Here is a 21,067-nt window from a genome sequence, read left to right as displayed (position 1 = left end):
TTCTTAGAAGTCCATGCCGCCCATGCCGCCCATGCCGCCGCCGCCCATGCCGCCAGGCATGCCGCCGCCAGCCGACTCCTTCTTCGGAGCCTCCGCGATCATGGCTTCGGTGGTGACCAGGAGGCCGGCGACCGAGGCCGCGTCCTGCAGAGCCGTGCGCACAACCTTGACCGGATCGACGATACCCATGGCGATCATGTCGCCATATTCGCCGGTCTGGGCGTTGTAGCCGAAGGTCGCGCCCTTGTTCTCGAGGATCTTGCCGGCAACGATCGATGCTTCCGCACCGGCGTTGGACGCGATCTGGCGGGCCGGAGCCTGCAGCGCGCGACGCACGATGGCGATGCCCGCGGTCTGGTCGGAGTTGGCACCGGTTGCCTTGATGGTCAGCGAGGCGCGCAGCAGTGCGACGCCGCCGCCGGGAACGATGCCTTCTTCGACGGCCGCGCGGGTCGCGTTGAGGGCGTCATCGACGCGGTCCTTCTTTTCCTTGACTTCCACTTCGGTCGCACCGCCGACGCGGATCACGGCAACGCCACCGGCGAGCTTGGCGAGACGTTCCTGCAGCTTCTCCTTGTCGTAGTCCGAGGTGGTCTCCTCGATCTGCTGCTTGATCTGGGCGACGCGGCCCTGGATCTCGGCCTTCTTGCCGGCGCCGTCGACGATGGTGGTGTTCTCCTTGGAGATCGACACCTTCTTGGCGCGGCCGAGCATGTTGAGGCCGACATTCTCGAGCTTGATGCCGAGGTCTTCGGAGATGACCTGGCCACCGGTGAGAATGGCGATGTCTTCCAGCATGGCCTTGCGGCGGTCGCCGAAGCCCGGCGCCTTGACGGCAGCGATCTTCAGGCCGCCACGCAGCTTGTTGACGACCAGCGTCGCCAGGGCCTCACCTTCGACGTCCTCGGAGATGATGACCAGCGGCTTCGAGGTCTGCACGACAGCCTCGAGGATCGGCAGCATGGCCTGCAGGTTGGAGAGCTTCTTCTCGTGGAGAAGGATGTAGGCGTCTTCCAGATCCGCAACCATCTTCTCGGCATTGGTGACGAAGTAGGGCGAGAGATAGCCGCGGTCGAACTGCATGCCTTCGACGACTTCGAGCTCGGTCTCGGCGGTCTTGGCTTCCTCGACGGTGATGACGCCCTCATTGCCGACCTTCTGCATCGCTTCAGCGATCATCGAGCCGACCGAAGCATCGCCATTGCCGGCGATGGTGCCGACCTGGGCAACCTCTTCCGAGGTCTTGATCTTCTTGGCGTTCTTGATCAGCGTCGCGACGACGTCGGCAACGGCGAGGTCGATGCCGCGCTTGAGGTCCATCGGGTTCATGCCGGCGGCAACCGCCTTGTGGCCTTCCTGGACGATCGACTGCGCCAGAACGGTCGCGGTCGTGGTGCCGTCGCCGGCGATGTCGTTGGTCTTCGAAGCAACTTCGCGGACCATCTGCGCGCCCATGTTCTCGAACTTGTCTTCAAGCTCGATTTCCTTGGCGACGGTAACGCCGTCCTTGGTGATGCGCGGTGCGCCGAACGACTTGTCGATGACGACGTTGCGGCCCTTGGGGCCGAGCGTGACCTTCACCGCGTCGGCGAGGATGTTGACGCCGCGCAGCATGCGCTCACGAGCGTCGCGGGAGAATTTTACGTCTTTGGCAGCCATTTTCAGCTCCTGGCAGGGGCTTGGATTAAGCCCGAAGATTTAAATGAGGGTGAGGCCGATATTCAGCCGATGATGCCCATAATGTCGGATTCCTTCATGATCAGAAGGTCTTCGCCATTGAGCTTGACTTCGGTGCCCGACCACTTGCCGAACAGGATGCGGTCGCCGGCCTTGACGTCCAGCGGGACGAGCTTGCCGGCTTCGTCGCGGGCGCCGGAACCGACGGCGATGATCTCGCCTTCCTGCGGCTTTTCCTTAGCCGTATCGGGGATGATGATCCCGCCCGCGGTCTTGGATTCGGATTCGACCCGACGAACGACCACGCGGTCATGAAGCGGGCGGAACTTCGACTTTGCCATTTTTTATTCCTCGATGAGAATGGTGAGAACAGTTCCTCCGTCCGGCGGCGCCGGACATGTGGTTAGCACTCATCTTGGGGGAGTGCTAACGTGGCGCTGAAATAGGCTGGCAGCCCGCGCGAGTCAAGACGCCCGGTGACCATTCTCAGGACGATTGCTTCAAACGGATACTTGACTAAGTCAACTAAATGGCTGATCTTGCCGGGCAGGAGGATGCCATGACCATTCATCATCACCCAGGCAAGGAGCGGATCGACGCGGTGCGGGCCTTCAACCGCTTCTACACCCGCCAGATCGGGTTGCTCGAGGAAGGCTTGCTGAAAAGCGACTTCTCGCTGACCGAAGCCCGGGTGCTCTATGAGCTGGCGCATCGCGATGGCCTGACCGCCACCGAGCTTGCGCGCGATCTCGGCCTCGATGCCGGTTATCTCAGCCGGCTGCTGAAGAAGTTCGAGGAGCGTGATCTGGTCGAGCGCGCCACGATCGAGGCGGATGCGCGGCGCTCGTCGATCGCGCTGACCAAGGCCGGGCGGCAGGCCTTCGCGCCGCTGAACCAGGGTTCGCACGAACAGGTCGCGGCTTTGCTCGAACGGCTTTCGGCTGCCGAACAGGACAGGCTGGTCAGGGCCATGCAGACGGTGCAGCGTCTGCTGGGCGGAAGTGCCGAGCCCAAAGTTCCCTATATGCTGCGGTCTCTGCAAGTCGGCGACATCGGCTGGATCATCCATCGCCAGGGCCTGCTCTACGCGCAGGAATATGGCTGGGACGAAACCTATGAAGCGCTGGTCGCCGAAATCCTTGGTGCCTTCGTCAAATCCTTCGATCCGAAATGGGAACGCAGCTGGATCGCCGAGCGGGAAGGGGAGGTCGTCGGCTCGGTCTTCGTCGTGCGCCAGTCGGACGCGGTGGCGAAGTTGCGCCTGCTCTATGTCGAGCCTTCGGCGCGCGGTCTCGGCATCGGCAGGCGGCTGGTCGAGGAATGCATCGGCTTTGCTCGAACCAAGGGTTACAGGACACTGACGCTGTGGACCAACGACGTGCTCACCTCGGCGCGCCGCATCTACGAGGCGGCCGGGTTCAAGCTGACCGACGAGGAGCGCCACCATTCCTTCGGCAAGGACCTGGTCGGCCAGAACTGGAATTTGGAGTTATAGCAGCGCCGCAGAATTTCGAGCATCGGCCTGCGGTCGCTCAGGTCGCAGGCTTAATGTTTTGGTTCAAGCGAAAGAGATTGGTGGGGTCATACTTGTTTTTTAGCGCGGCCAGCCTCGGATAATTCTCGCGGTAAGCCGCCAGAACCCGATCAATGCCCTCTTCGCCGAGATTGTTGGCGTAGACGCCGCCGGTCGAGAACGGTCTCATTGCATCCCACAGGTCACGCGCCCATCGGATGTGCGTTTCGTCGTCAGACGGATTGTCCCAGATCGATATCGGGAAACAATCGTAAAGAGCATCTCGGTTGGCATAGGGCGTTTCATCCATCGGTACTCGCGAGATGGCGCCGCCAACCTGCTGCAGGACCAGAAGCGACTCGCGGGGTGCGGTCATGTAAGCCGCAAGCATGGCATCGATCGCCTGATCTGTGATTTCGCGCATGAACTGCGCCTTCCAGTAGTAGCGCCGCCCGCGCGGAAAGAGGCTATCCCCGGCCGATTGAATTTGAAGATAGGGGACAGGAGCAATCTGGCACTCAACCGGCGTGCCATATTCTCTCAGAGGTTGAATGATTTGCTGGCCCTCGTCGAGTGGGCCGATGTAGCACGCCGATATGCTGAAGAAGCGTTCGCCCGAGGGCGCCGTCACAAGTGCTGCATCCAGGCTCAGCTCATCCGGGGCGCCGCTCGAGAACGCATGATAGAACCGCATCGCATCGCGTGCCTCTTCGTAGCGGTATAGCATCGATCCCGCGATGAGGAGCGGACCCACGGGATGGAGCTTGTATTCGAAGGTCGTGACTATTCCGAAATTGCCGCCGCCGCCCCGGATGCCCCAGAACAAATCTGCATTTTCGGCCGCGTTTGCCGTGAGCAACCGGCCGTCCGCCGTCACGATTTCGACAGCGACAAGGTTGTCGCAGCTCAGTCCATGTTTGCGGCCAAGCTTGCCGAACCCGCCGCCGAGTGTCAGTCCGGCTATGCCGGTATCCGCGTTGACACCCATGGTCGTCGCGAGACCATGGGCCTGTGTGGCTGCGTCGAACTCGCCCAGGTTCAAGCCGGCTTCTGCGCGCGCAACACGGCGGATCGGGTCGACTTCGATCCGCTTCATGCGGGACACGTCGATCACCACGCCGCCGTCGCATACCGAACTGCCGGCGACGTTATGGCCACCGGCGCGGACGGCGACGAGGAAGCCTTGTGATCGGGCGAAGTTGACCGCCGCGACGACATCGCTGGATTCGGCGCAATAGAACACAGCCGCCGGCCTCTTATCGACCATGCCATTCCAAACTCTGCGCGCCTGGTCATAGCCAGGGTCGTCCGGAAGGATCAGATCGCCGCGGATCGCCTGCCTGAGCCGAGCGATATCTGGCGCATGCAACGTCGGCCCGGAACCATCCATAAGCTTGAACATGCTCATCGACCCTTCGCGATCCGGCACGGTTGGACAGGCCGCTTTCGTTCACCGACATGTGTCGGATCAATGATCTCATGCGGCGCCATTCGCTGCAAAATCGAATATCTCAGTCGCTGGATGAGCTAAATTCATCTAAACTGCGTGGATGAGAAAACTTCCGCCGCTCGGATCGCTTCGCGCCTTCGAAGCCGCTGCCAGGCTGATGAGCTTCAGGAAGGCCGCGACGGAACTCGGAGTGACGCCAACGGCCATCAGCCACCAGATTCGACTGCTGGAGGAGGTCTGTGGGCAACTGCTGTTCCGGCGGCGCCCACGACCGCTCGTGCTCACAGGCGTGGGCGAACGGCTATTCCCGGTAATTTGCAGCGGCTTCGACGCTTTCGCTGCGGCAATCGCATCAGCCTCGGCCGGTGTTGGCCAACGTCCGTTGCGCGTGCGAGCCCAAATGCATTTGCCAGCCGATGGCTGGTTCCGCGCCTGTCGAAGTGGCGCGAACAGCATCCGAACATTCCACTGGAGATCATCGGGACAGACGCCGTTCTGGACCTGCAAGCCGGTGACGCCGACGTTGCGATCCGCTATGCGCGCAGGATGCCGCGGGACGTTCCCGCGCAGGAAATTTTCGGGACGCATTCTTTCCGGTATGCAGCCCGGATCTGCTGGCAGGAGGACACCGACAGATCGAGCGCGCCGCCGATCTGCTGCAATACCCGCTCATCCATTTCAATTGGACGAACCGCGACCCGGAAGCGCCGACCTGGCAGCGATGGCTGGCGATCGCACGCTCGATCGATCCCAGCATCCCCAATGCCAACCGGCCATGGGACTTGAGTTTCCGCGAAGAGCTGCACGCGATTGACGCGGTAGCGGCAGGCCAAGGCATCGCTATCTGCAGCGATGTGGTCGTCAGTGGCGAACTCGAGGCTGGCAGGCTGGTCAAGGCACATGATCTCTCTCTGCCAGGCTATGGCTTTTACCTTGCTGGCGTAGCCAATCACCCCCGACAAGCGCATATCGAAGCCTTTTCCGCCTGGGTGAGATCGATAGTCTGAGCATCTGAACGCCGATCTTCCGCATGCTCGTCACAAGCGCCCGGCGTAATAAATTGCTAACCACGATCGCCCTGCACCGATTGCCATGCACACTTACCGGCTTCTGGCACAATCGGGCTCCTTGAATTATGAGCACGCTTATTATATATGTCGCTCATGGTTTCCGACGGCATCGACAGATTGGGCTTTTTGATCCACGACGTGCAGCGCCTGATGCGCAAGCGCTTCGAGGCGCGCGCCAGTGGTTTCGGCCTTTCTTCGGCGCAATGGCGGCTTCTGGTACGTGTCGCCAAGGAGGCGGGTGTCGCGCAGGCGCGGCTTGCCGAGCTTCTCGAAATCGAGCCGATCAGCGTCTCGCGTCTTGTCGATCGAATGGAGGAGGGCGGCTGGATCGAGCGCCGTCCCGACGCAACCGACAGGCGAGTGCGCATGATTTTCCCGACCGCCAAGGCGAACGCGGCCTACGCCCACGTCAAGAGCCTTGCCGGCGAGGTCTATGAGGAATCGCTCGTCGGCGTTTCGCCGGAAGATCGCCGCGTCCTGGTCAAGGCGCTGGAGATAATGGTGCAGAATCTTGCAGATGGTGAGACGCCGCCCTCGGAAAAAGTGAAGAATACGGAAGGCGCAGCAACATGAACGCGGTAGCCAAACTAGATGAGAATGCGGCCAAGCTGGAGATGGAAGCTCCCGCGAAGCCGGCGGCAGCTCCGGTAACGGTCGCTCCGCAGGTAGCTCCGGCGCCGGTGGTGCCGAAGAAGAAGCGCCGTGTCGGCCGCTTCCTTTTGATGGTTGTGCTGCCCGCTGCGTTGATCGCCGCCGGCAGCTATGTCTGGGTGACCGGCGGCCGCTATCAGGAGACCGAGAACGCCAATCTGCAGCAGGCCAAGGTGTCGATAGCCGCCGATACGGCGGGCCGCATCGTTCAGGTCGACATTTTCGACAACCAGTCTGTCAAGCAGGGCGACGTGTTGTTCGCCATCGACCCCGAGCCCTATCGGATCGCGTTGGCCCAGGCCGACGCGGCGGTGGCCGGTGCGCGGCTCAATGTCGAGCAGCTGCGTGCGGCCTACAGCCAGGCGCTGGCGCAGGGGAAGTCTGACGAAAGCCAGGTCCAGTACGCGCAGTCGCAATATGACCGCGCCGCCGACCTTGCCCAGAAGGGCATCAACGCCAAGTCGTCGCTGGACGAAGCCAAGAACGACCTCGACAAGGCCAAGCAGCAGCTGGCCGTAGCCCAGCAGGGGATCGTCAGCGCCAAGGCGGCACTTGGCGGCAATCCCGACATCGAAACCGACAAGCATCCGACAGTAATGGCGGCGCTCGCCGCACGCGACAAGGCGGCCTACGATCTGGTCCAGACCAAGGTCAAGGCGCCTGCCGACGGCATCATCAGCCAGGCCGCTTCGTTCAAGGTCGGCCAGTATGTCGGTTCGGGCACGCCGCTGTTTTCGCTGGTCGAGACCGGCGACACCTGGGTCGACGCCAATTTCAAGGAAACCCAGCTCACCAACATGAAGCCAGGCCAGAAGGCCGAAATCGTAGTCGATACCTATCCGGGCAAGACCTTCGAAGCCACCGTCAAGGCGATCGGCGCCGGCACCGGGGCCGAGTTCTCGCTGCTGCCTGCGCAGAACGCCACCGGCAACTGGGTCAAGGTCACGCAGCGCATTCCGGTCCGCCTGGAATTGGCCGATGCCGACGCCAAGACGGCGCTGCGCACCGGCATGAGCGCGACGGTCACGGTGGACACCGGCGTTTCCCGCGGGCTGCCGAGCATTTTCCGCGGCGCCACGGCAGGCCAGGCCAAGTAAGGAGGCCGAACAGCGGCCGCATAGCAAACAGTGAGATGGATGCAGGATTGGTCCGAAGAAGGCGCAGGAAAAGTTGAATGCGTAAACGGACTGCGCTGTAGCCTGCCTGAGCAGACAACTCCGCGCAGGATCTTCGGTCCTCAGGTTTCCGGGCGGCGGGCGCCCGCTTGTCGAGACGCTCAGTTGATGTAACCCCCACATCGATGCTCGCGTCCCACCGCGATGAGGGTCTCTCTACGGCGAGGGCCTCGCCGTCCGGAAACCTAATGTACACGTTTTTGTTACCTGCTGGAAGTTTTACGTCATGAGCAGCCCAGAACCCTTTCGCGAAGTACCGCACCGCGGCCTGATCACAGTCGCGCTCATGCTTGCGACGATCATGCAGGCGCTCGACACGACGATCGCCAACGTTGCGCTGCCGACCATGACCGGCGATCTCGGCGCCTCCCCCGACAACATCAACTGGGTGCTGACCTCCTACATCGTTGCCGCGGCGATCATGACGCCGGTGACCGGCTGGCTGGCCGACCGCTTCGGTCGCAAGGAGCTGTTCCTGACGGCCGTGGTAGGCTTCACCGTCTTCTCCATGCTGTGCGGCATCGCCTGGAGCCTGGAGACCATCGTTTTGTTCCGGCTCATGCAAGGCGTGTTCGGCGCCGCCATCGTGCCGCTGTCGCAAACCTTCCTGCTCGACATCAACCCTAGGGAACGCCACGGCCAAGCCATGGCCATCTGGGGCGCCGGCATCATGCTGGGACCGATCCTTGGCCCGACGCTGGGTGGCTGGCTGACCGAGAACTTCAACTGGCGCTGGGTGTTCTTCATCAACCTGCCGGTCGGCATCATCGCCTTCCTCGGCATGGCGGCGTATCTTCCCAGCGTCGCCCGGCGGGTGCGCAGCTTCGATTTCTTCGGCTTCACCATGCTCTCGCTCGGTGTCGGCGCGCTGCAGCTGATGCTCGATCGCGGCGGCGAGGTCGACTGGTTTTCCTCGATCGAGATATGGATCGAGCTCGGTCTTTCCATCACCGGCTTCTGGGTGTTCACCATTCATACACTGACGGCCGAGCACCCCTTTATCGACCCGAAGATCTTCCTCGATCGCAATTTCGTCACCGGGCTGGCGTTCATCTTTGTCATGGGCGTGCTCATCTTGGCGAGCATGTCGCTGCTGCCGCCAATGCTGTCGACCATCTTCGGCTATCCGACCCTCACCATCGGCATTGTCCTGGGACCGCGCGGTGTCGGCACGATGATCGCGATGCTGTTCGTCGGGCGGATCATGCACAGGATCGATGCCAGGATCCTCGTCGTCATCGGCTTCCTGCTGACCGCGCAGTCGCTCTACACGATGTCCAGCTTCTCGCCGCACATGGACGACTGGCTGATCCTCAGTTCCGGCGTCATCCAGGGCCTGGGAATGGGCATGGTGTTCGTGCCGCTGTCGACTGTAGCCTTCGCCACGCTCGACGCACGCTTCCGCACCGATGCCACGGCGTTGTTCAGCCTGGTGCGCAACCTTGGCTCGTCGATCGGCGTGTCGGTGGTGACGGTTCTGCTGGTACGCAACACGCAGATCAACCATGCCGAGCTTTCGGCCTACATCAATCCGTTCAATCCCAACCTCTGGGCGGCATCGCCGGCAGCGGCGGGCGGCGATCCGACGGCGCTGTCGCTGATGGATCGCATGGTCAATGTCCAGGCGATGATGATCTCCTACGTCAATGACTTCAAGCTGCTGATGATGATGACGCTGCTTGCCATTCCGTTTGTTTTCCTGCTGCGCAAGCCAAAGGCCGCGCCGCCCGCCGGTGGGGCGCCTGCCGCCCATATGGACTAAGCCTCAGGGCTTACGGCAACCGCGACCGGCACGAGGCTTCCGTTGGCTGTCCCGGTCGCGTGGCGTTAAGCCAGGTTCACCTGCCATTAGTATATCCGGACCAATATGCACTCGCTTTTGGGTTGAAGGCGAGCCTCCACTGCTTGCCTCAAGCATCAGCGGGAGGAATTGTGTTTGGCCACGAAATCATCCAGGCAAATCGCCGCAGCGCCCGAGTCCGCCAATCTGACGACGCTGGCAAAACTGGCGACTACCTCGTACGAAGTCCTCGAGCGCGAACTTCGTGCCACGATTGCGGCACTTCAGGACCAGGCATTGCGGTTCCAGACCGCGATAGAGAACATCTCGCAAGGCATCTGTTTCTTTGACGCCGATGAACGGCTGATCCTGTGCAACCGACGCTACGCGGAAATCTATCGTCTTGCACCGGAGCAATTGCAGCCGGGTGTGGCGCTGCACGAAATCGTCGAGCGGCGCGTCGCTGTCGGGACCTCGGCAATGAATGCGGACGCCTATCTGGGGTTGGCCCGGGCAGTCAATTCGGGCACGGCTTCGGGGAACTGGACAGCCGAGCTCGCCGATGGCCGGACAATTCAGGTCTGCCATCAGCCGATGCCTGACGGCGGCTGGGTGGCCACGCACGAGGACATCAGCGAGCTCAGCGCCAATCGCTTGGTCGTTGACGAGCGTATCTCCTTGCAGATGCTGATCGACCTGGTGCCTGACTACATGTGGGTGAAGGACACCGAGAGCCGCTTCGTCGTCGCGAACCGAGCCATTGCGTCCGATAGCGGTCGGGACAGTACGAGCGACATGATCGGTCTGAGCGACTTCGACCTTCATGCGCCGGAACTTGCGCAGAAGTTTCGCCATATCGAGCAGCAACTGATGCGCGACGGACAGCCGATGATCGACGAGGAGGAGTTCGTCGTCGATGCGTCAGGCACCGGCAAATGGTTCCTGTCGACGAAACTGCCGTTGCGCAACGTTCAAAACAACATTTTCGGCCTCGTCGGCATTGCCCGCGACATCACTGCGCGCAAGCAGGCCGAAATCCTGCGCGACGGGCAGGCGCATATCCTCGAGATGATCGCAAAGAGCGCTCCCCTCGAAGATGTGCTCGAGCGGCTCATGCGTCTGGTCGAATCCCAACTGGCGGGGATATTCGGTTCGGTCTTGCTGCTCGACAAGGATGGCAGCCACTTGCGTCACGCCGCCGCCCCCAGCCTGGCGAGAGACTACAGCGACGCCGTCGACGGCGCCGCGGTCGGCCCCGGAGCAGGGTCTTGCGGAACCGCAGTCTATCGGCGCGAGCCGGTGATCGTCGCTGACATTATGCACGATCCGCTTTGGCAGGATTATCGCGAACTCGCGCGGCCGCACGGTTTGCGTTCATGCTGGTCGACCCCGATCCTGTCGCATCAGGGCGCCGTGCTTGGCGTCTTTGCGATGTATTCGATGACGGTGCGCGAACCGACCGAGGCCGAGACTCGCCTCATCGATTTCACCACGCGCATCGCCGGGATCGCCATCGAACGCAAACAGGCCGAAGACCGGATCCACTTCATGGCCAACCATGACGTGCTGACCGGGCTTCCCAATCGCGCCTTGTTGGAGGACCGGCTCTCACAGGCGGTCTTGTACGCCCAGCGATACGATCGCTGGGTGACGGTGGTGTTCATCGATCTGGACAATTTCAAATTCGTTAACGACACGCTCGGTCACAATGCCGGCGACGAGCTTCTGAAGACCGTCGCTAGCCGCATGGTCGACTGCGTAAGGGCGACCGATACCGTCGTGCGGCTTGGCGGTGACGAATTTGTCATCGTGCTGTTCGACCAGCCGGCGAACGTTGATCTCGTTTCCGAGACGTTGCAAAAGCTCAGGGCTGCACTCGCCGAGCCGGTTCGGCTCGGAGCACATCTGGTGCGGGCGACGGCCAGCATCGGCATTGCCAATTATCCCAAGGATGGAACGGATCCCGATACGCTGCTGGCAAATGCCGATGCGGCCATGTATCGCGCCAAGGAGTTCGGCCGCGACAATTTCCAGTTTTACGCTCCCGAGTTCAACACCAGGGCGCATGAAAAATTCGTGCTTCAGGAAGAGTTGCGAAACGCCTTGGCGCGTTCGGAATTCACGCTGCTCTACCAGCCGCAGGTGGACCTTCGGTCAGGTCGGATTTTTGCGGTCGAGGCGCTGATACGCTGGAACCATCCAACGCTTGGCACGGTAATGCCGACGATGTTCATCCCGACCGCCGAGGAGACAGGTCTGATCGTACCGATCGGCGACTGGGTTCTGCATGAGGCGTGCCGGCAGAACAGAGCCTGGCAAGACGCTGGACTGCCGCCCTTGACCGTTTGCGTGAATGTGTCGGCGCGGCAATTCAGGGAGCGCAACCTGATCGATCGCATCGTCAGCGCGCTGAAGGACAGCCGCCTGGAGGCTAGGTATCTCGAGCTGGAGGTGACCGAGAGCCTTATCATGCAGGATATCGAGCTGGCGGTCGCCACCATGAACGCCCTGCAAAGCCTGGGTGTCCAGATCTCGATCGATGATTTCGGCACCGGCTATTCCAGCCTCAGCGCTCTCAAGACCTTTCCCGTGGCGCGGCTGAAGATCGACAAGTCCTTCATCAAGGATCTCGCCGCCGACGAGAACGATCAGGCTGTGGCCAGCGCGGTGATTTCATTGGGGCAAAATCTCAACCTGAGGGTCATCGCCGAGGGCGTTGAGACAGATGATCAGGTCGCTTTCCTGCGCAGGAACAATTGCGACGAAATGCAGGGCTATCATTTCAGCAGGCCGGTTTGCGCGCAGGACATCGAGGAATTGCTCGGCGGCGGCCGCAAAGGCTGACGGATCGGTCGCCAGCAGGCTTCCGCCGACCAAATGGCGGAAGTTATCTGCCGAGCACAAGGCACCAGTAGCGAAGCGTGCTGTCGCGGCCGTCGCGCACATAGGCGAGACCGAAGCGGGTGAAGCGCGGGTCGAGCAGGTTGCGGCGGTGGCCTGGCGAATGCACCCAGATATCGAACAGCTTCTGCTGGTCGAAGCGGCCTTCGGCGATGTTTTCGGCGGCAGCGCCGGCAATGCCATTATCTTTGACGCGCGAGGCAAAGTCCTTGCCCCAGCCGGTGGTGTGGTTCATTCGGCCGCCGCGCGCCATATAGCCGGCCTGCTGCAGCGCTGCCTGCTCGAGCTGCAAATCGGGGACAAGCGGCCCGAGACCCGCCGAAGCGCGGATGCCGGCCAGCGTGCCAGCGGCGGAGGCAGAGACACCGGCGCCTTCGCCGGTGGGCAGCACGGTGGCGCAGGCGACGAGCCCGGCAAGGGCGCCAAGGCCGGCAGCTCTGAGCAGCACGCGCCTGCTTAGGCTTGGTTGGGCCCCATAATTTTCGATTTTCGTAACGGTCATGCCCGCCTGACATAAGCGCGATCATGGCTTTTGCCGGGCGGGGCGGTGAAAATGCGTGATGATGGTTTCCGGCTCGATACCAGTCAGGCACGGACAGACAGTTTCTTTTGCCCCATCTCTGCGGCTTCACGAGCGCTGGCGAGGTATCCTCGGTTGCAAATTTTCTCTGGGGGATATCGCTTGCAGTGACGACCGGAGCGATTCGTACGCCTGAGCACCAAGCAGCCTCCGGTATTGGTCTTCGAGACGCTGATTGAAATCGTGGACGGTCCGGATCACCGCAAGCGCCGCGTCAGTTGCAACGATTAATTTGGCCCGTCGGTCGTTCGGATCATGCGAGCGCCGAACATAACCGAGGCGCTCCAGTTCATCGATCAACTCACCCATCGATGCTTTGCCAATGCCCGCACGCTCTGCGAGGACGCTGGGTCGGGTTCCCTCCGCGTCGATGTTGGCGAATAAAGCGCCGTGTTTGGGCTTGATTGCCGAATGGCCGCTCTCCCGGAGAACCTGGACCAAAGCGCTCGCCGACGATTGATAAGCATAGAGAAGCAGAGACTGCGTGTATGGCGGATTATCCATCTTTCCAAACTTATATGGTGCCCATATAGTATGGCAACCGAACTATATGACAGGAGGTCAGCATGGCTGCCGGCAACGTCCGAACTGAAGGGGTGGAAAGTGTCGCGCACAGGCTGATCGAAGCTTGGAATCGTCACGATGCTCGCGCCTTTGCCGCCGTATTCGCGGCAGATGCCGAATTTACAAACGTCTTCGGTATGCAGGCGACTGGACGTGACAAGATCGAGCAGTTCCATGCCCCAATTTTTGAGAAGATGTTCAAGCACAGCCACCTATCCGCGGAAAGCGTGCGGAACAGGCTTGTTCGCCCTGATGTTGCCACGCTCGACCTGCGGTGGTCCATGACTGGCGCACTCGATCCGATGGGAAACGAATGGCCGCGTCGGCTCGGATTAATCAGCGTAGTGGCGACGCGGGATCACGATGAATGGTTGATTGCAACGATGCACAATATGGAACTTGGAGACGATCAAATGGCAAAGTCTCAGGAGAAACTTCAAGAGGATAAGTAGGCTCTTCATTCACGTCAGAGTCGAAAGCGACAGCCATCCAGCATGGTCAGCCGATCTGATCGGGCAATGAGATCGAACGGCGGGTCAGGTGAATCGGGATTGGCGAGCCATGCTACAGGAGTTGGTGCTGGATGGCCCGCGCCTTGCCCGGTTTGGCCGGCCACAATGGCGCGCCATATAAGCCGGTCGCTTGGTCTTGCGGGATCTAATGTATGAACGGCTTGGCGCGCGCTGGGCTCTCGCCGGCAGTTCTTTGCGGCGCGGTGATCGCCGGTCGGCTATTCCGCCGCCACGAGTTTGGTTTCCGGCGTCGATGAAACCCGGCCGGCCCGATCGTCTTCGGTATGTTCCCACCAGTCGCCCAGGGCGTCGATAAGCGGCACAAGCTTGAGGCCGGGCTCCGTGAGGTCGTAATCCACGTGTAGCGGATAGCCGACATGCGCCGTTCGCCGCACGATCCCGGCTTCCTCCAGCTTGCGCAGTTCCAGCGCCAGGATGCGGTGCGACACTGCCGGGTTGTCACGCCTCAAATCGCTGAAGCGCTTGGTACCATCCTTGAGATAATAGAGCAGCAAGGTGGGCCATCGACCGCTGAGCACACGCATGGTCTCCTCGATCGGGCAGCGTGAGACGACATCTTTCATGGCGGGGACCTGGTTACAGAATAGTGCCTAATTTACATGGGGCGACCAGCGTTTAGGGTCAAGTTTCGCTGCGCAGCGTGACCCCTAACATGGAAGAGACAAAGAAATGGAACCTATTCTCCTTTACGGCTTCCCGCTGGGAAGTTCGATGGGGCTTGTCGCTGCTTTTGAACGCCTCGGACAACCCTATCGCCTGTGTCGTGTCGACATGCTCACTGAGATGAAGAACGAGGCCTATGCCAGCATCAACGGCCGTCAGGAAACGCCGGTGTTGATCACGGACGAGGGCAGGGTACTCACCGAGACCATGGCGATTGCCGCCTGGCTCGAAGCCCGCGATACGCAACGCCGTATCAGCTTCGATCCTCGCTCGCCGGAGGCCGACCGGATGCACCAGCTGGTCGCCTTCATAAACACCGGCTTCACCGCCGCCTTCACCCCGCTCTGGGCGGCATATGAAATGGAGTCGGCCGAACCGGTGCTGCTGGCGACTTTACGTGATTTCGGCCGCAAGGTCGTTACCAACCGCCATAACCAGCTTGAGGCGATGATCCTCGACACGGATTTCCTGATCGGCGAGCGGCTGACGCTTGCCGACACCACGTTGATCGGCGTGGCGCGCTGGGCGGAATTCCACCAGGCGGTCGACGGCGCCGCTTACCCAAAGTTGGCGGCGCTACGCCGCCGCATCGAAGCCGATCCGGCCGTGCAATACGCGCTCGCTGTCGAGGCTGGCGAAAAGCTCGCCGGGTCAGGCGCTTGCTTCGGTCACTTGCCGCTGGCCGAGGTGATCGATCGCTTCGCGGCGTAACTGTTCGCTCAGCGCCCGGCGCCTTGGCGCCGGGCGCTGGCGACAAGCACCCCCAGATCGGCTATCATGTCGACGCTCTTGAAGTGGCAGCTGCGGGCGGCCATCCTGGCGGTGACCGCCCCGACACACGGGAGAAAGGTTATGGCCGGCTTTCATGTCATGGCTGATGCACGTGGAATGCATGTGCAGCCCACGGTGCGCCGCATCAGCACCGAGGATCTGATCGATGCGCTCCGTCTCGGCGTCGAGGATTTCTGGGCCAAGCCGTCGCATTATGTGTTCCTGTGCCTGATCTATCCGGTGGTCGGCCTGATCCTGACGCAGTGGACCTCGGGCTCGAACGCCATCCAGCTCATCTATCCGCTGATGTCCGGCTTCGCTTTGGTCGGTCCGTTCGCGGCTATCGGCCTTTACGAAATCAGCCGCCGGCGCGAATTCGGCATGGATACATCCTGGTGGCATGCGCTCGACGTGCGCCACTCGCCGGCGCTCCCCGCGATTGCAGTCATCGGTATCATGCTGCTGGTACTGTTCCTGCTCTGGCTGTTCACCGCGCAGTCGATCTACACCAGCCTGTACGGCAATCAGCCTCCGGCCTCTATTGCCGGCTTTATTCGTGAGGTGCTGACGACCAGCAAGGGCTGGACGCTGATCCTGCTCGGCAACCTGGCCGGGTTCGCCTTCGCAGCGATCGTGCTGGCGACGACCGTCGTCGCCTTTCCGCTGCTGCTGGACCGCGATGTCGGCGCGGTCTCGGCAGTCGAGACGTCGGCGCGCGCCGTCCTGACAAACCCGCTGCAGATGGCGCTGTGGGGCCTGATGGTCGCCGTGCTCCTGGTCATCGGCTCGATCCCGCTATTTGCCGGGCTTGCCGTCTTCATGCCCATCCTTGGCCACGCGACCTGGCATCTTTATCGCAGGGTGGTCGAACCGGAGCGGGCGGAGCAGGTCAGGCGGCCAATGTAGGACCGATCAGCGTTGCGCGTCGGTTGCCATCTTGACGGCCAGCGCGGTCAGCACCGTACCCATCATCCAGCGCTGGATCACCATCCATAAGGGCCGCCCGGCGAGGAAAACCGCGATCGAGCCGGCCGTCACCGCGATGATGGCATTGACGGTCAGGCTGATCGCGACCTGCGTGGCACCGAGCACTAGAAGCTGCGACAGCACGTGGCCCTTGCCGGGGCTGATGAATTGCGGCAGCAGCGACAGATAGAGCACTGCCACCTTCGGGTTGAGCAGGTTGGTCATCAGGCCCATCGCGAACAGCTTGCGCGGCCTGTCTTTCGGCAGTTCGCGGATATGGAAGGGCGAGCGCCCGCCGGGCTTCACCGCTTGCCAGGCGAGCCACAGCAAATAGAGCGCGCCGGCAAGGCGCAGCACATCATAGGCAAAGGGTACGGCGAGCAGCAGCGCGGTGATGCCGAACGCCGCCGACAGCACATAGAACAAGAAACCGAGCGCCACGCCGCCCAGCGAGATCAGCCCGGCCTTCGGCCCCTGCGACAGCGAGCGCGAGATCAGATAGATCATGTTCGGGCCGGGCGTCAGCACCATGCCGAGGCAGACCAGCGCGAAGGCAAGGTGGTTGGCGGGTTCAGGCAAGAGCGCATCTCCGGATGGGAACACTCACCACATGCTTCCATCATCCGCAAGGGCATGAGGGCAGGAGCCTTTGCGCCAGTGCGCCGGGCCTCCTGCCTTAGTTCCCGGACGACAATCTTGCGGACACAATGAAAGCTGGTGACAGGGCGAAGCGCTTCGGTTAATCCGGGCCGGCCGCTACGGACCGTCGGTCGCGGCGCTTGCAAGCATCATGGTACAGGGACAACGGCATGGCGGATTCGCCCGACATCATCGGTTCGCTCGCAGACTTGTCGGGAGCCTATTCAGCCATACTGTGCGACGTCTGGGGCGTGGTGCATAATGGCGAATGGCATTTCCCGGCGGCGGCTGCCGCGCTGATCGCTGCTCGCGCGGCGAGAATACCTGTCGTGCTGATCACCAATTCGCCGCGCCGCAGCGCCGACGTGGTGGCGCAGATGAACGCCATCGGCGTTCCTCCCGCTGCCTACGACCGTGTCGTAACGTCCGGCGACGTTACCCGCGATCTGATCGCCGAAGGGCCGCGAAAGATCTTCCATATAGGCGCCGATCGGGATTTCACGCTCTATGAGGGCCTCGACGTCGAGCTCGTCGAGGAGTTCGAAGCATCCGGCGTGGTCTGCACCGGCCTGTTCGACGACGAGGTGGAGAAGCCGGAAGATTATGCCGATCTTCTGCGGCGGCTGCGTGCCAGGAACCTGCCCTTCATCTGCGCCAATCCCGACATCGTCGTCGAGCGCGGCGAACGGATGATCTGGTGCGCAGGCGCTTTGGCCCGCGAATACGCACAGCTTGGCGGACGCACGCTGATCGCCGGCAAGCCGTACGCGCCGGTCTATGACGTCGCCATGAAGGAGGTCGCCGTCATTCTCGGCCGCCCGGTCGAGCGTTCGCAAGTTCTGGCCATCGGCGACGGCATGATGACCGACATCAAGGGCGCGGCCGACAATGGCTTCGACGTGCTCTACGTATCGGGCGGCATCCATGGCCGCGATTACGGTGAGACGCTGCAGCCGGATCCGGCCAGGCTCGCGGCCTTTCTGGAAAAATACGGCTACAGGCCGGTCGCGGTGATTCCCAGACTGCAATAGGTTCAAGCCATGACGGCAATGTTCGAACGCATTTCCGCAACCGCACCGCTGCCGGCCCATCTGCGCGGCGGCGTGGTGGCTATCGGCAATTTCGACGGCGTCCACCGCGGCCACCAGGCGGTGCTCGAACGCGCGCGCGCCGAAGCGGAGCGTCGCGGCGTACCCGCCCTGGTGCTGACCTTCGTACCGCATCCGCGAAAGGTTTTCAGGCCGGACATGCCGTTGTTCGTGCTGACGCCGCCGCCGATGAAGGCGCGGCTTTTGTCGCATCTGGGCTTTGCGGCGCTGGTCGAGCAGCCGTTCACACGCGAGTTCGCCTCCTTGTCGGCGGAGGCTTTCGTCACCGGCGTGCTCGAGCGCAACCTCGGCATAAGCCACGCCGTCACCGGCTTCGATTTCCATTTCGGCAAGGACCGCCAGGGCGGTCCGGCCTATCTGATGGCTGCCGGCGAGCGCCACGGCTTCGGCGTCACGCTGGTGGATGCGTTTCGCGACGAAAGCGCCGAGGTGGTGTCGTCGAGCCGCATACGCACGCTGCTGTGCGAGGGCAATGTGGCCGAGGCCGCCGGCTTGCTCGGCTACCGTTTCACCGTCGAGGCGGAGGTGATCGGCGGCCAGCAGCTCGGCCGGACACTCGGCTTTCCGACCGCAAACATGAGGCTTTCGCCGGAAGCCACCCTCAAGGAAGGGATTTATGCCGTCCGCTTCCGCCGCGCCGACGGTTCCCTTCATGATGGCGTCGCCAGCTTCGGCCGCCGGCCGACGGTCGACGACAATGGCGCGCCATTGCTGGAGACCTTCGTCTTCGACTTTTCCGGCGACCTCTATGGCGAGATTTGTGCCGTGTCCTTCTTCGGCTACCTGCGCTCGGAGGTGAAGTTCGACGGGCTTGACGCGCTGGTCGCCCAGATGAAGCGTGACGAGGCCGAGGCGAAGGCACTGCTCGCCGGCGTCAGGCCGCTTTCCGGGCTGGACCGCGCGATCGCGTTTTGACAACCCGCGCCGTCGTCGTCCGCGTCGCTTCGCCCTGGGATGACGAAGCTGGGGATTTCAGCCAATCTCGAAGGTATGCGATAGAAATGAACGACGAGCATTACCTGTCGGCGTCCTGCAATCCGCCATGTCGATCACAATTTATCTCTTCAGCGCCAGGCCGACGGCAATGAAGGTCCAGCCTTGGAAAATCAGGTCGACGGCTAGGAACAGGCCGAGCACCCACACGCTGTTGAACGGCCAACCCATGGCGATGACCAGTCCCGCCAGCGCGCTGATGACGCCGGCCGTGACCACCCAGCCCCAGCCCGGCTGCGGCCGGTGGCTGTAGCCGACCCAGGCCCTGAGCACGCCTGAGGCAAGCAGCGCGACCGCCAGGAGGAATGTCAGCACCGCCGAGGCCAGCAGTGGATTGTAGAAGGCGAAGAACCCGGCGACGGCGTAGAGAAGCCCGCTGAGCAGCCAATAGAAGAAGCGGCCCCATGTCTTCACGCCGAAGGCATGGATGATCTCGACAATGCCGGCCATCAGCATCAGCCAGCCGACGACATAAACCGAGGCGACGGTTGCGATGAACAGATTGCCGAAAGCAATGCCGCCGAAGATGAGCAGCAGCACCCCGAGCGCGACGAACCATCCCCACTTCGCCCGCGTCTGGCCAATGGCGTCTTTCATGGCATCGCTGTGCACGGTCATTGCCCTTCTCCGTCAAGGTTGCCTAGCTTCTTTGTTCCGAAAGGTAGCGCCGATCGCCTTGCCCGTCCAGCGAGCAGGGTGTGAGCGCCACACTCCCGAGCGATCCGCTTGCCAACCTTCGCTTTTTATCCGAAGCGGCCAAATACCAGATGGAATATTCGATCGTGTGCAGGGGTGGGCCAGCGCTAAAAGATGACAAGCGGGTTTACGGGCGACCCCCGTCGTCCCGTGTATTCGCCATGGCGCAAGTGAAACGAAAAATTGCCAGCGCTGGCATTGGCCCCTTTATCGATGACGTGCGGCTGCTGCTGTATACCGTTTTCTACGCTTGATGAGGCTGGGGAAGCAAAATGAGCGATATGGACGAACACCGCGATCTGCTGGAGATCAACGCCGTCCGCAGGCTGTTGACGTCAAAACCACGAACGGTCCGCTGGGACGAACGCCGGGCACGGCTCGACGAAGTCGGTTCGGTCTGGCCGGTCGCGGAGGACATCCGATGCGAGCATGCGGTTTTCGATGGCCTCGAGGGAGAGTGGTCCCTGGCGCCTGGCAGTGACAAGGATAAGATTCTGCTCTTTTTCCACGGTGGCGGCTACTGCTCCGGCTCTCTTAAAAGTCATCGTCGAATGGTGACCGAGGCAGGCCGGGCAATGGGAATGCGCACCCTCGCGATCGCCTATCGACGCGCGCCGGAACATCCTTTCCCTGCGCAACATGAAGACGCACTCACCGCATGGCGCTTTCTGAGGCGGCAGGGCATTGCGCCGGATCGCACCGTGGTTGGGGGAGACAGTGCGGGCGGCAACCTCACCCTGTGCCTGGTCAGTATATTGCGCACGGCAGGCGAGCGGTTGCCGCGATGTCTTTGGCTGTGTTCGCCCTGGACGGACCTTTCGATGTCCGGCGCGACACTATCAACAAAGGACGCAATCGACCCTATCATCCACCGGGCGTATTTGGGGGAACTGGCAACCGCCTATGTTCCCAATGGCGTTGATCGGCGCGATCCGCTGATCTCGCCTTTGTTCGCCGATCTGAGCGGATTTCCCCCAATGCTTATACAAGTCGGTTCGGCCGAGACGCTGTTGTCGGACGCAACTCGGCTCGCGGAAGCCGCTGGCGCGGCTGACGTCAAAGTACGTCTCGAAATTTGGCCGCATATGATTCACGCTTGGCCGGTTTGGAATGCGGGGCTGGGTGCCGGTCGGCGCGCTCTTCACAGCGCGGGCATGTTTGCCCGCGAATATTTATAACCCCTGCCGAGGCAGCTGCTGGCGCATTCCAAACGTCTTGATCTGGAATCTTGGTGCGCCAGTACAATTCGCTGCAATGCGGAAAACAGCCCGGCCAATGCCGCCAACGTTACGGACATTAAGTCAAATTTTACCGAACTGGCGCCATGGCTTGGATA

General features: G+C 61.9%; 20 protein-coding genes and 2 pseudogenes. 14 read left to right on the top strand and 8 right to left on the bottom strand.

What is annotated here, in order from left to right; all coding sequences use genetic code 11:
* Positions 1-3 precede the first annotated feature (3 nt).
* Both groL and groES read right to left on the bottom strand, forming a co-directional pair.
* A complete protein-coding gene (gene groL / locus NKJ13_RS25325; protein ID WP_352649698.1) occupies positions 4-1,659 on the bottom strand; it encodes a chaperonin GroEL in 1,656 nt (551 codons plus the stop codon).
* Between the two features lie 62 nt (positions 1,660-1,721).
* Positions 1,722-2,018 carry a co-chaperone GroES gene (groES, locus tag NKJ13_RS25320; RefSeq protein ID WP_006203049.1) on the bottom strand — a complete coding sequence of 99 codons (297 nt, stop codon included), beginning with the start codon at positions 2,016-2,018 and terminating at the stop codon, positions 1,722-1,724.
* Between the two features lie 218 nt (positions 2,019-2,236).
* On the opposite strand from groES, the gene NKJ13_RS25315 reads away from it, so the two are divergent.
* Entirely contained in the window at positions 2,237-3,172 is a 936-nt protein-coding gene (locus tag NKJ13_RS25315) for a bifunctional helix-turn-helix transcriptional regulator/GNAT family N-acetyltransferase (RefSeq protein WP_352508884.1), read from the top strand.
* A gap of 37 nt (positions 3,173-3,209) precedes the next feature.
* Here NKJ13_RS25315 and NKJ13_RS25310 read toward each other — a convergent pair whose 3' ends face one another.
* Positions 3,210-4,598, bottom strand: a complete 1,389-nt coding sequence (locus NKJ13_RS25310) for an FAD-binding oxidoreductase (RefSeq protein WP_352508885.1) — start codon at positions 4,596-4,598, stop codon at positions 3,210-3,212.
* Positions 4,599-4,740: 142 nt separating this feature from the next.
* On the opposite strand from NKJ13_RS25310, the pseudogene NKJ13_RS25305 reads away from it, so the two are divergent.
* The 6 genes and pseudogenes from NKJ13_RS25305 to NKJ13_RS25280 form a co-directional block, all read left to right on the top strand.
* A pseudogene (locus NKJ13_RS25305) lies at positions 4,741-4,878 on the top strand (LysR family transcriptional regulator); the annotation flags it as partial.
* Between the two features lie 77 nt (positions 4,879-4,955).
* Positions 4,956-5,647 (top strand): annotated as a pseudogene (locus NKJ13_RS25300) (LysR substrate-binding domain-containing protein).
* 156 nt (positions 5,648-5,803) lie between these two features.
* Positions 5,804-6,283 carry a MarR family winged helix-turn-helix transcriptional regulator gene (locus NKJ13_RS25295; protein ID WP_352703393.1) on the top strand — a complete coding sequence of 160 codons (480 nt, stop codon included), beginning with the start codon at positions 5,804-5,806 and terminating at the stop codon, positions 6,281-6,283.
* Complete coding sequence (locus NKJ13_RS25290) at positions 6,280-7,458, top strand: HlyD family secretion protein (RefSeq protein WP_352741009.1); 1,179 nt, start codon at positions 6,280-6,282, stop codon at positions 7,456-7,458. The genes NKJ13_RS25295 and NKJ13_RS25290 overlap by 4 nt, the downstream gene beginning before the upstream one ends.
* Positions 7,459-7,762: 304 nt before the next feature.
* A complete protein-coding gene (locus NKJ13_RS25285; RefSeq protein WP_352741007.1) occupies positions 7,763-9,298 on the top strand; it encodes a DHA2 family efflux MFS transporter permease subunit in 1,536 nt (511 codons plus the stop codon).
* A gap of 174 nt (positions 9,299-9,472) precedes the next feature.
* Positions 9,473-12,160 (top strand): EAL domain-containing protein, encoded by a 2,688-nt coding sequence (locus NKJ13_RS25280; protein ID WP_352741005.1) that lies wholly within the window; start codon positions 9,473-9,475, stop codon positions 12,158-12,160.
* A 43-nt stretch (positions 12,161-12,203) separates the two neighbouring features.
* Here the strand turns inward: NKJ13_RS25280 and NKJ13_RS25275 are convergent, their stop codons facing one another.
* Both NKJ13_RS25275 and NKJ13_RS25270 read right to left on the bottom strand, forming a co-directional pair.
* The gene (locus NKJ13_RS25275; RefSeq protein WP_352741003.1) at positions 12,204-12,719 is read right to left on the bottom strand and encodes a CAP domain-containing protein; all 516 of its coding nucleotides are present in this window, start codon (positions 12,717-12,719) and stop codon (positions 12,204-12,206) included.
* 126 nt (positions 12,720-12,845) lie between these two features.
* Positions 12,846-13,238: a MarR family winged helix-turn-helix transcriptional regulator gene (locus NKJ13_RS25270; protein ID WP_352778727.1), complete on the bottom strand. Its 393-nt coding sequence runs from the start codon at positions 13,236-13,238 to the stop codon at positions 12,846-12,848.
* 125 nt (positions 13,239-13,363) lie between these two features.
* Between NKJ13_RS25270 and NKJ13_RS25265 the strand changes: the two genes are divergently transcribed.
* A complete protein-coding gene (locus NKJ13_RS25265; RefSeq protein ID WP_352508891.1) occupies positions 13,364-13,813 on the top strand; it encodes an SgcJ/EcaC family oxidoreductase in 450 nt (149 codons plus the stop codon).
* A 278-nt stretch (positions 13,814-14,091) separates the two neighbouring features.
* Here NKJ13_RS25265 and NKJ13_RS25260 read toward each other — a convergent pair whose 3' ends face one another.
* Complete coding sequence (locus tag NKJ13_RS25260; protein WP_352508892.1) at positions 14,092-14,457, bottom strand: winged helix-turn-helix transcriptional regulator; 366 nt, start codon at positions 14,455-14,457, stop codon at positions 14,092-14,094.
* A gap of 106 nt (positions 14,458-14,563) precedes the next feature.
* Between NKJ13_RS25260 and NKJ13_RS25255 the strand changes: the two genes are divergently transcribed.
* Together NKJ13_RS25255 and NKJ13_RS25250 are read left to right on the top strand one after the other, a co-directional pair.
* Positions 14,564-15,268, top strand: a complete 705-nt coding sequence (locus tag NKJ13_RS25255) for a glutathione S-transferase family protein (RefSeq protein ID WP_352508893.1) — start codon at positions 14,564-14,566, stop codon at positions 15,266-15,268.
* Between the two features lie 141 nt (positions 15,269-15,409).
* On the top strand, positions 15,410-16,234 hold the full coding sequence (locus NKJ13_RS25250; protein WP_352778725.1) for a DUF2189 domain-containing protein: 825 nt from the start codon (positions 15,410-15,412) through the stop codon (positions 16,232-16,234).
* A 6-nt stretch (positions 16,235-16,240) separates the two neighbouring features.
* Here NKJ13_RS25250 and NKJ13_RS25245 read toward each other — a convergent pair whose 3' ends face one another.
* The gene (locus NKJ13_RS25245; protein ID WP_352479901.1) at positions 16,241-16,873 is read right to left on the bottom strand and encodes a LysE family translocator; all 633 of its coding nucleotides are present in this window, start codon (positions 16,871-16,873) and stop codon (positions 16,241-16,243) included.
* Positions 16,874-17,103: 230 nt separating this feature from the next.
* Between NKJ13_RS25245 and NKJ13_RS25240 the strand changes: the two genes are divergently transcribed.
* Together NKJ13_RS25240 and NKJ13_RS25235 are read left to right on the top strand one after the other, a co-directional pair.
* Positions 17,104-17,964 (top strand): TIGR01459 family HAD-type hydrolase, encoded by an 861-nt coding sequence (locus tag NKJ13_RS25240; RefSeq protein WP_352739156.1) that lies wholly within the window; start codon positions 17,104-17,106, stop codon positions 17,962-17,964.
* Positions 17,965-17,973: 9 nt separating this feature from the next.
* Positions 17,974-18,957 carry a bifunctional riboflavin kinase/FAD synthetase gene (locus tag NKJ13_RS25235; protein ID WP_254817425.1) on the top strand — a complete coding sequence of 328 codons (984 nt, stop codon included), beginning with the start codon at positions 17,974-17,976 and terminating at the stop codon, positions 18,955-18,957.
* 141 nt (positions 18,958-19,098) lie between these two features.
* Here the strand turns inward: NKJ13_RS25235 and NKJ13_RS25230 are convergent, their stop codons facing one another.
* On the bottom strand, positions 19,099-19,653 hold the full coding sequence (locus NKJ13_RS25230; protein ID WP_254817426.1) for an HdeD family acid-resistance protein: 555 nt from the start codon (positions 19,651-19,653) through the stop codon (positions 19,099-19,101).
* Positions 19,654-19,733: 80 nt separating this feature from the next.
* On the opposite strand from NKJ13_RS25230, the gene NKJ13_RS25225 reads away from it, so the two are divergent.
* Both NKJ13_RS25225 and NKJ13_RS25220 read left to right on the top strand, forming a co-directional pair.
* Complete coding sequence (locus tag NKJ13_RS25225) at positions 19,734-19,985, top strand: hypothetical protein (protein ID WP_352739158.1); 252 nt, start codon at positions 19,734-19,736, stop codon at positions 19,983-19,985.
* An 18-nt stretch (positions 19,986-20,003) separates the two neighbouring features.
* Positions 20,004-20,909: an alpha/beta hydrolase gene (locus NKJ13_RS25220; protein WP_352739160.1), complete on the top strand. Its 906-nt coding sequence runs from the start codon at positions 20,004-20,006 to the stop codon at positions 20,907-20,909.
* The last annotated feature ends 158 nt before the right edge of the window (positions 20,910-21,067 follow it).

The organism is Mesorhizobium sp. M0174 (genome assembly GCF_040322275.1).
GTDB lineage: Bacteria > Pseudomonadota > Alphaproteobacteria > Rhizobiales > Rhizobiaceae > Mesorhizobium.
Note: the sequence above shows the minus strand (reverse complement) of the source record. Positions and strands in the feature narration are given on the sequence as shown.

Bases quoted from the DNA above. Each gene is read 5' to 3' on its own strand.
- groL (WP_352649698.1), bottom strand. From the start codon at position 1,659: ATGGCTGCCAAAGACGTAAAATTCTCCCGCGACGCTCGTGAGCGCATG.
- NKJ13_RS25315 (WP_352508884.1), top strand. From the start codon at position 2,237: ATGACCATTCATCATCACCCAGGCAAGGAGCGGATCGACGCGGTGCGG.
- NKJ13_RS25255 (WP_352508893.1), top strand. From the start codon at position 14,564: ATGGAACCTATTCTCCTTTACGGCTTCCCGCTGGGAAGTTCGATGGGG.
- NKJ13_RS25220 (WP_352739160.1), top strand. From the start codon at position 20,004: ATGAGCGATATGGACGAACACCGCGATCTGCTGGAGATCAACGCCGTC.
- NKJ13_RS25250 (WP_352778725.1), top strand. From the start codon at position 15,410: ATGGCCGGCTTTCATGTCATGGCTGATGCACGTGGAATGCATGTGCAG.
- NKJ13_RS25235 (WP_254817425.1), top strand. From the start codon at position 17,974: ATGACGGCAATGTTCGAACGCATTTCCGCAACCGCACCGCTGCCGGCC.
- NKJ13_RS25290 (WP_352741009.1), top strand. From the start codon at position 6,280: ATGAACGCGGTAGCCAAACTAGATGAGAATGCGGCCAAGCTGGAGATG.
- NKJ13_RS25285 (WP_352741007.1), top strand. From the start codon at position 7,763: ATGAGCAGCCCAGAACCCTTTCGCGAAGTACCGCACCGCGGCCTGATC.
- NKJ13_RS25295 (WP_352703393.1), top strand. From the start codon at position 5,804: ATGGTTTCCGACGGCATCGACAGATTGGGCTTTTTGATCCACGACGTG.
- NKJ13_RS25275 (WP_352741003.1), bottom strand. From the start codon at position 12,719: ATGACCGTTACGAAAATCGAAAATTATGGGGCCCAACCAAGCCTAAGC.
- groES (WP_006203049.1), bottom strand. From the start codon at position 2,018: ATGGCAAAGTCGAAGTTCCGCCCGCTTCATGACCGCGTGGTCGTTCGT.
- NKJ13_RS25265 (WP_352508891.1), top strand. From the start codon at position 13,364: ATGGCTGCCGGCAACGTCCGAACTGAAGGGGTGGAAAGTGTCGCGCAC.
- NKJ13_RS25260 (WP_352508892.1), bottom strand. From the start codon at position 14,457: ATGAAAGATGTCGTCTCACGCTGCCCGATCGAGGAGACCATGCGTGTG.
- NKJ13_RS25230 (WP_254817426.1), bottom strand. From the start codon at position 19,653: ATGACCGTGCACAGCGATGCCATGAAAGACGCCATTGGCCAGACGCGG.
- NKJ13_RS25310 (WP_352508885.1), bottom strand. From the start codon at position 4,598: ATGAGCATGTTCAAGCTTATGGATGGTTCCGGGCCGACGTTGCATGCG.
- NKJ13_RS25240 (WP_352739156.1), top strand. From the start codon at position 17,104: ATGGCGGATTCGCCCGACATCATCGGTTCGCTCGCAGACTTGTCGGGA.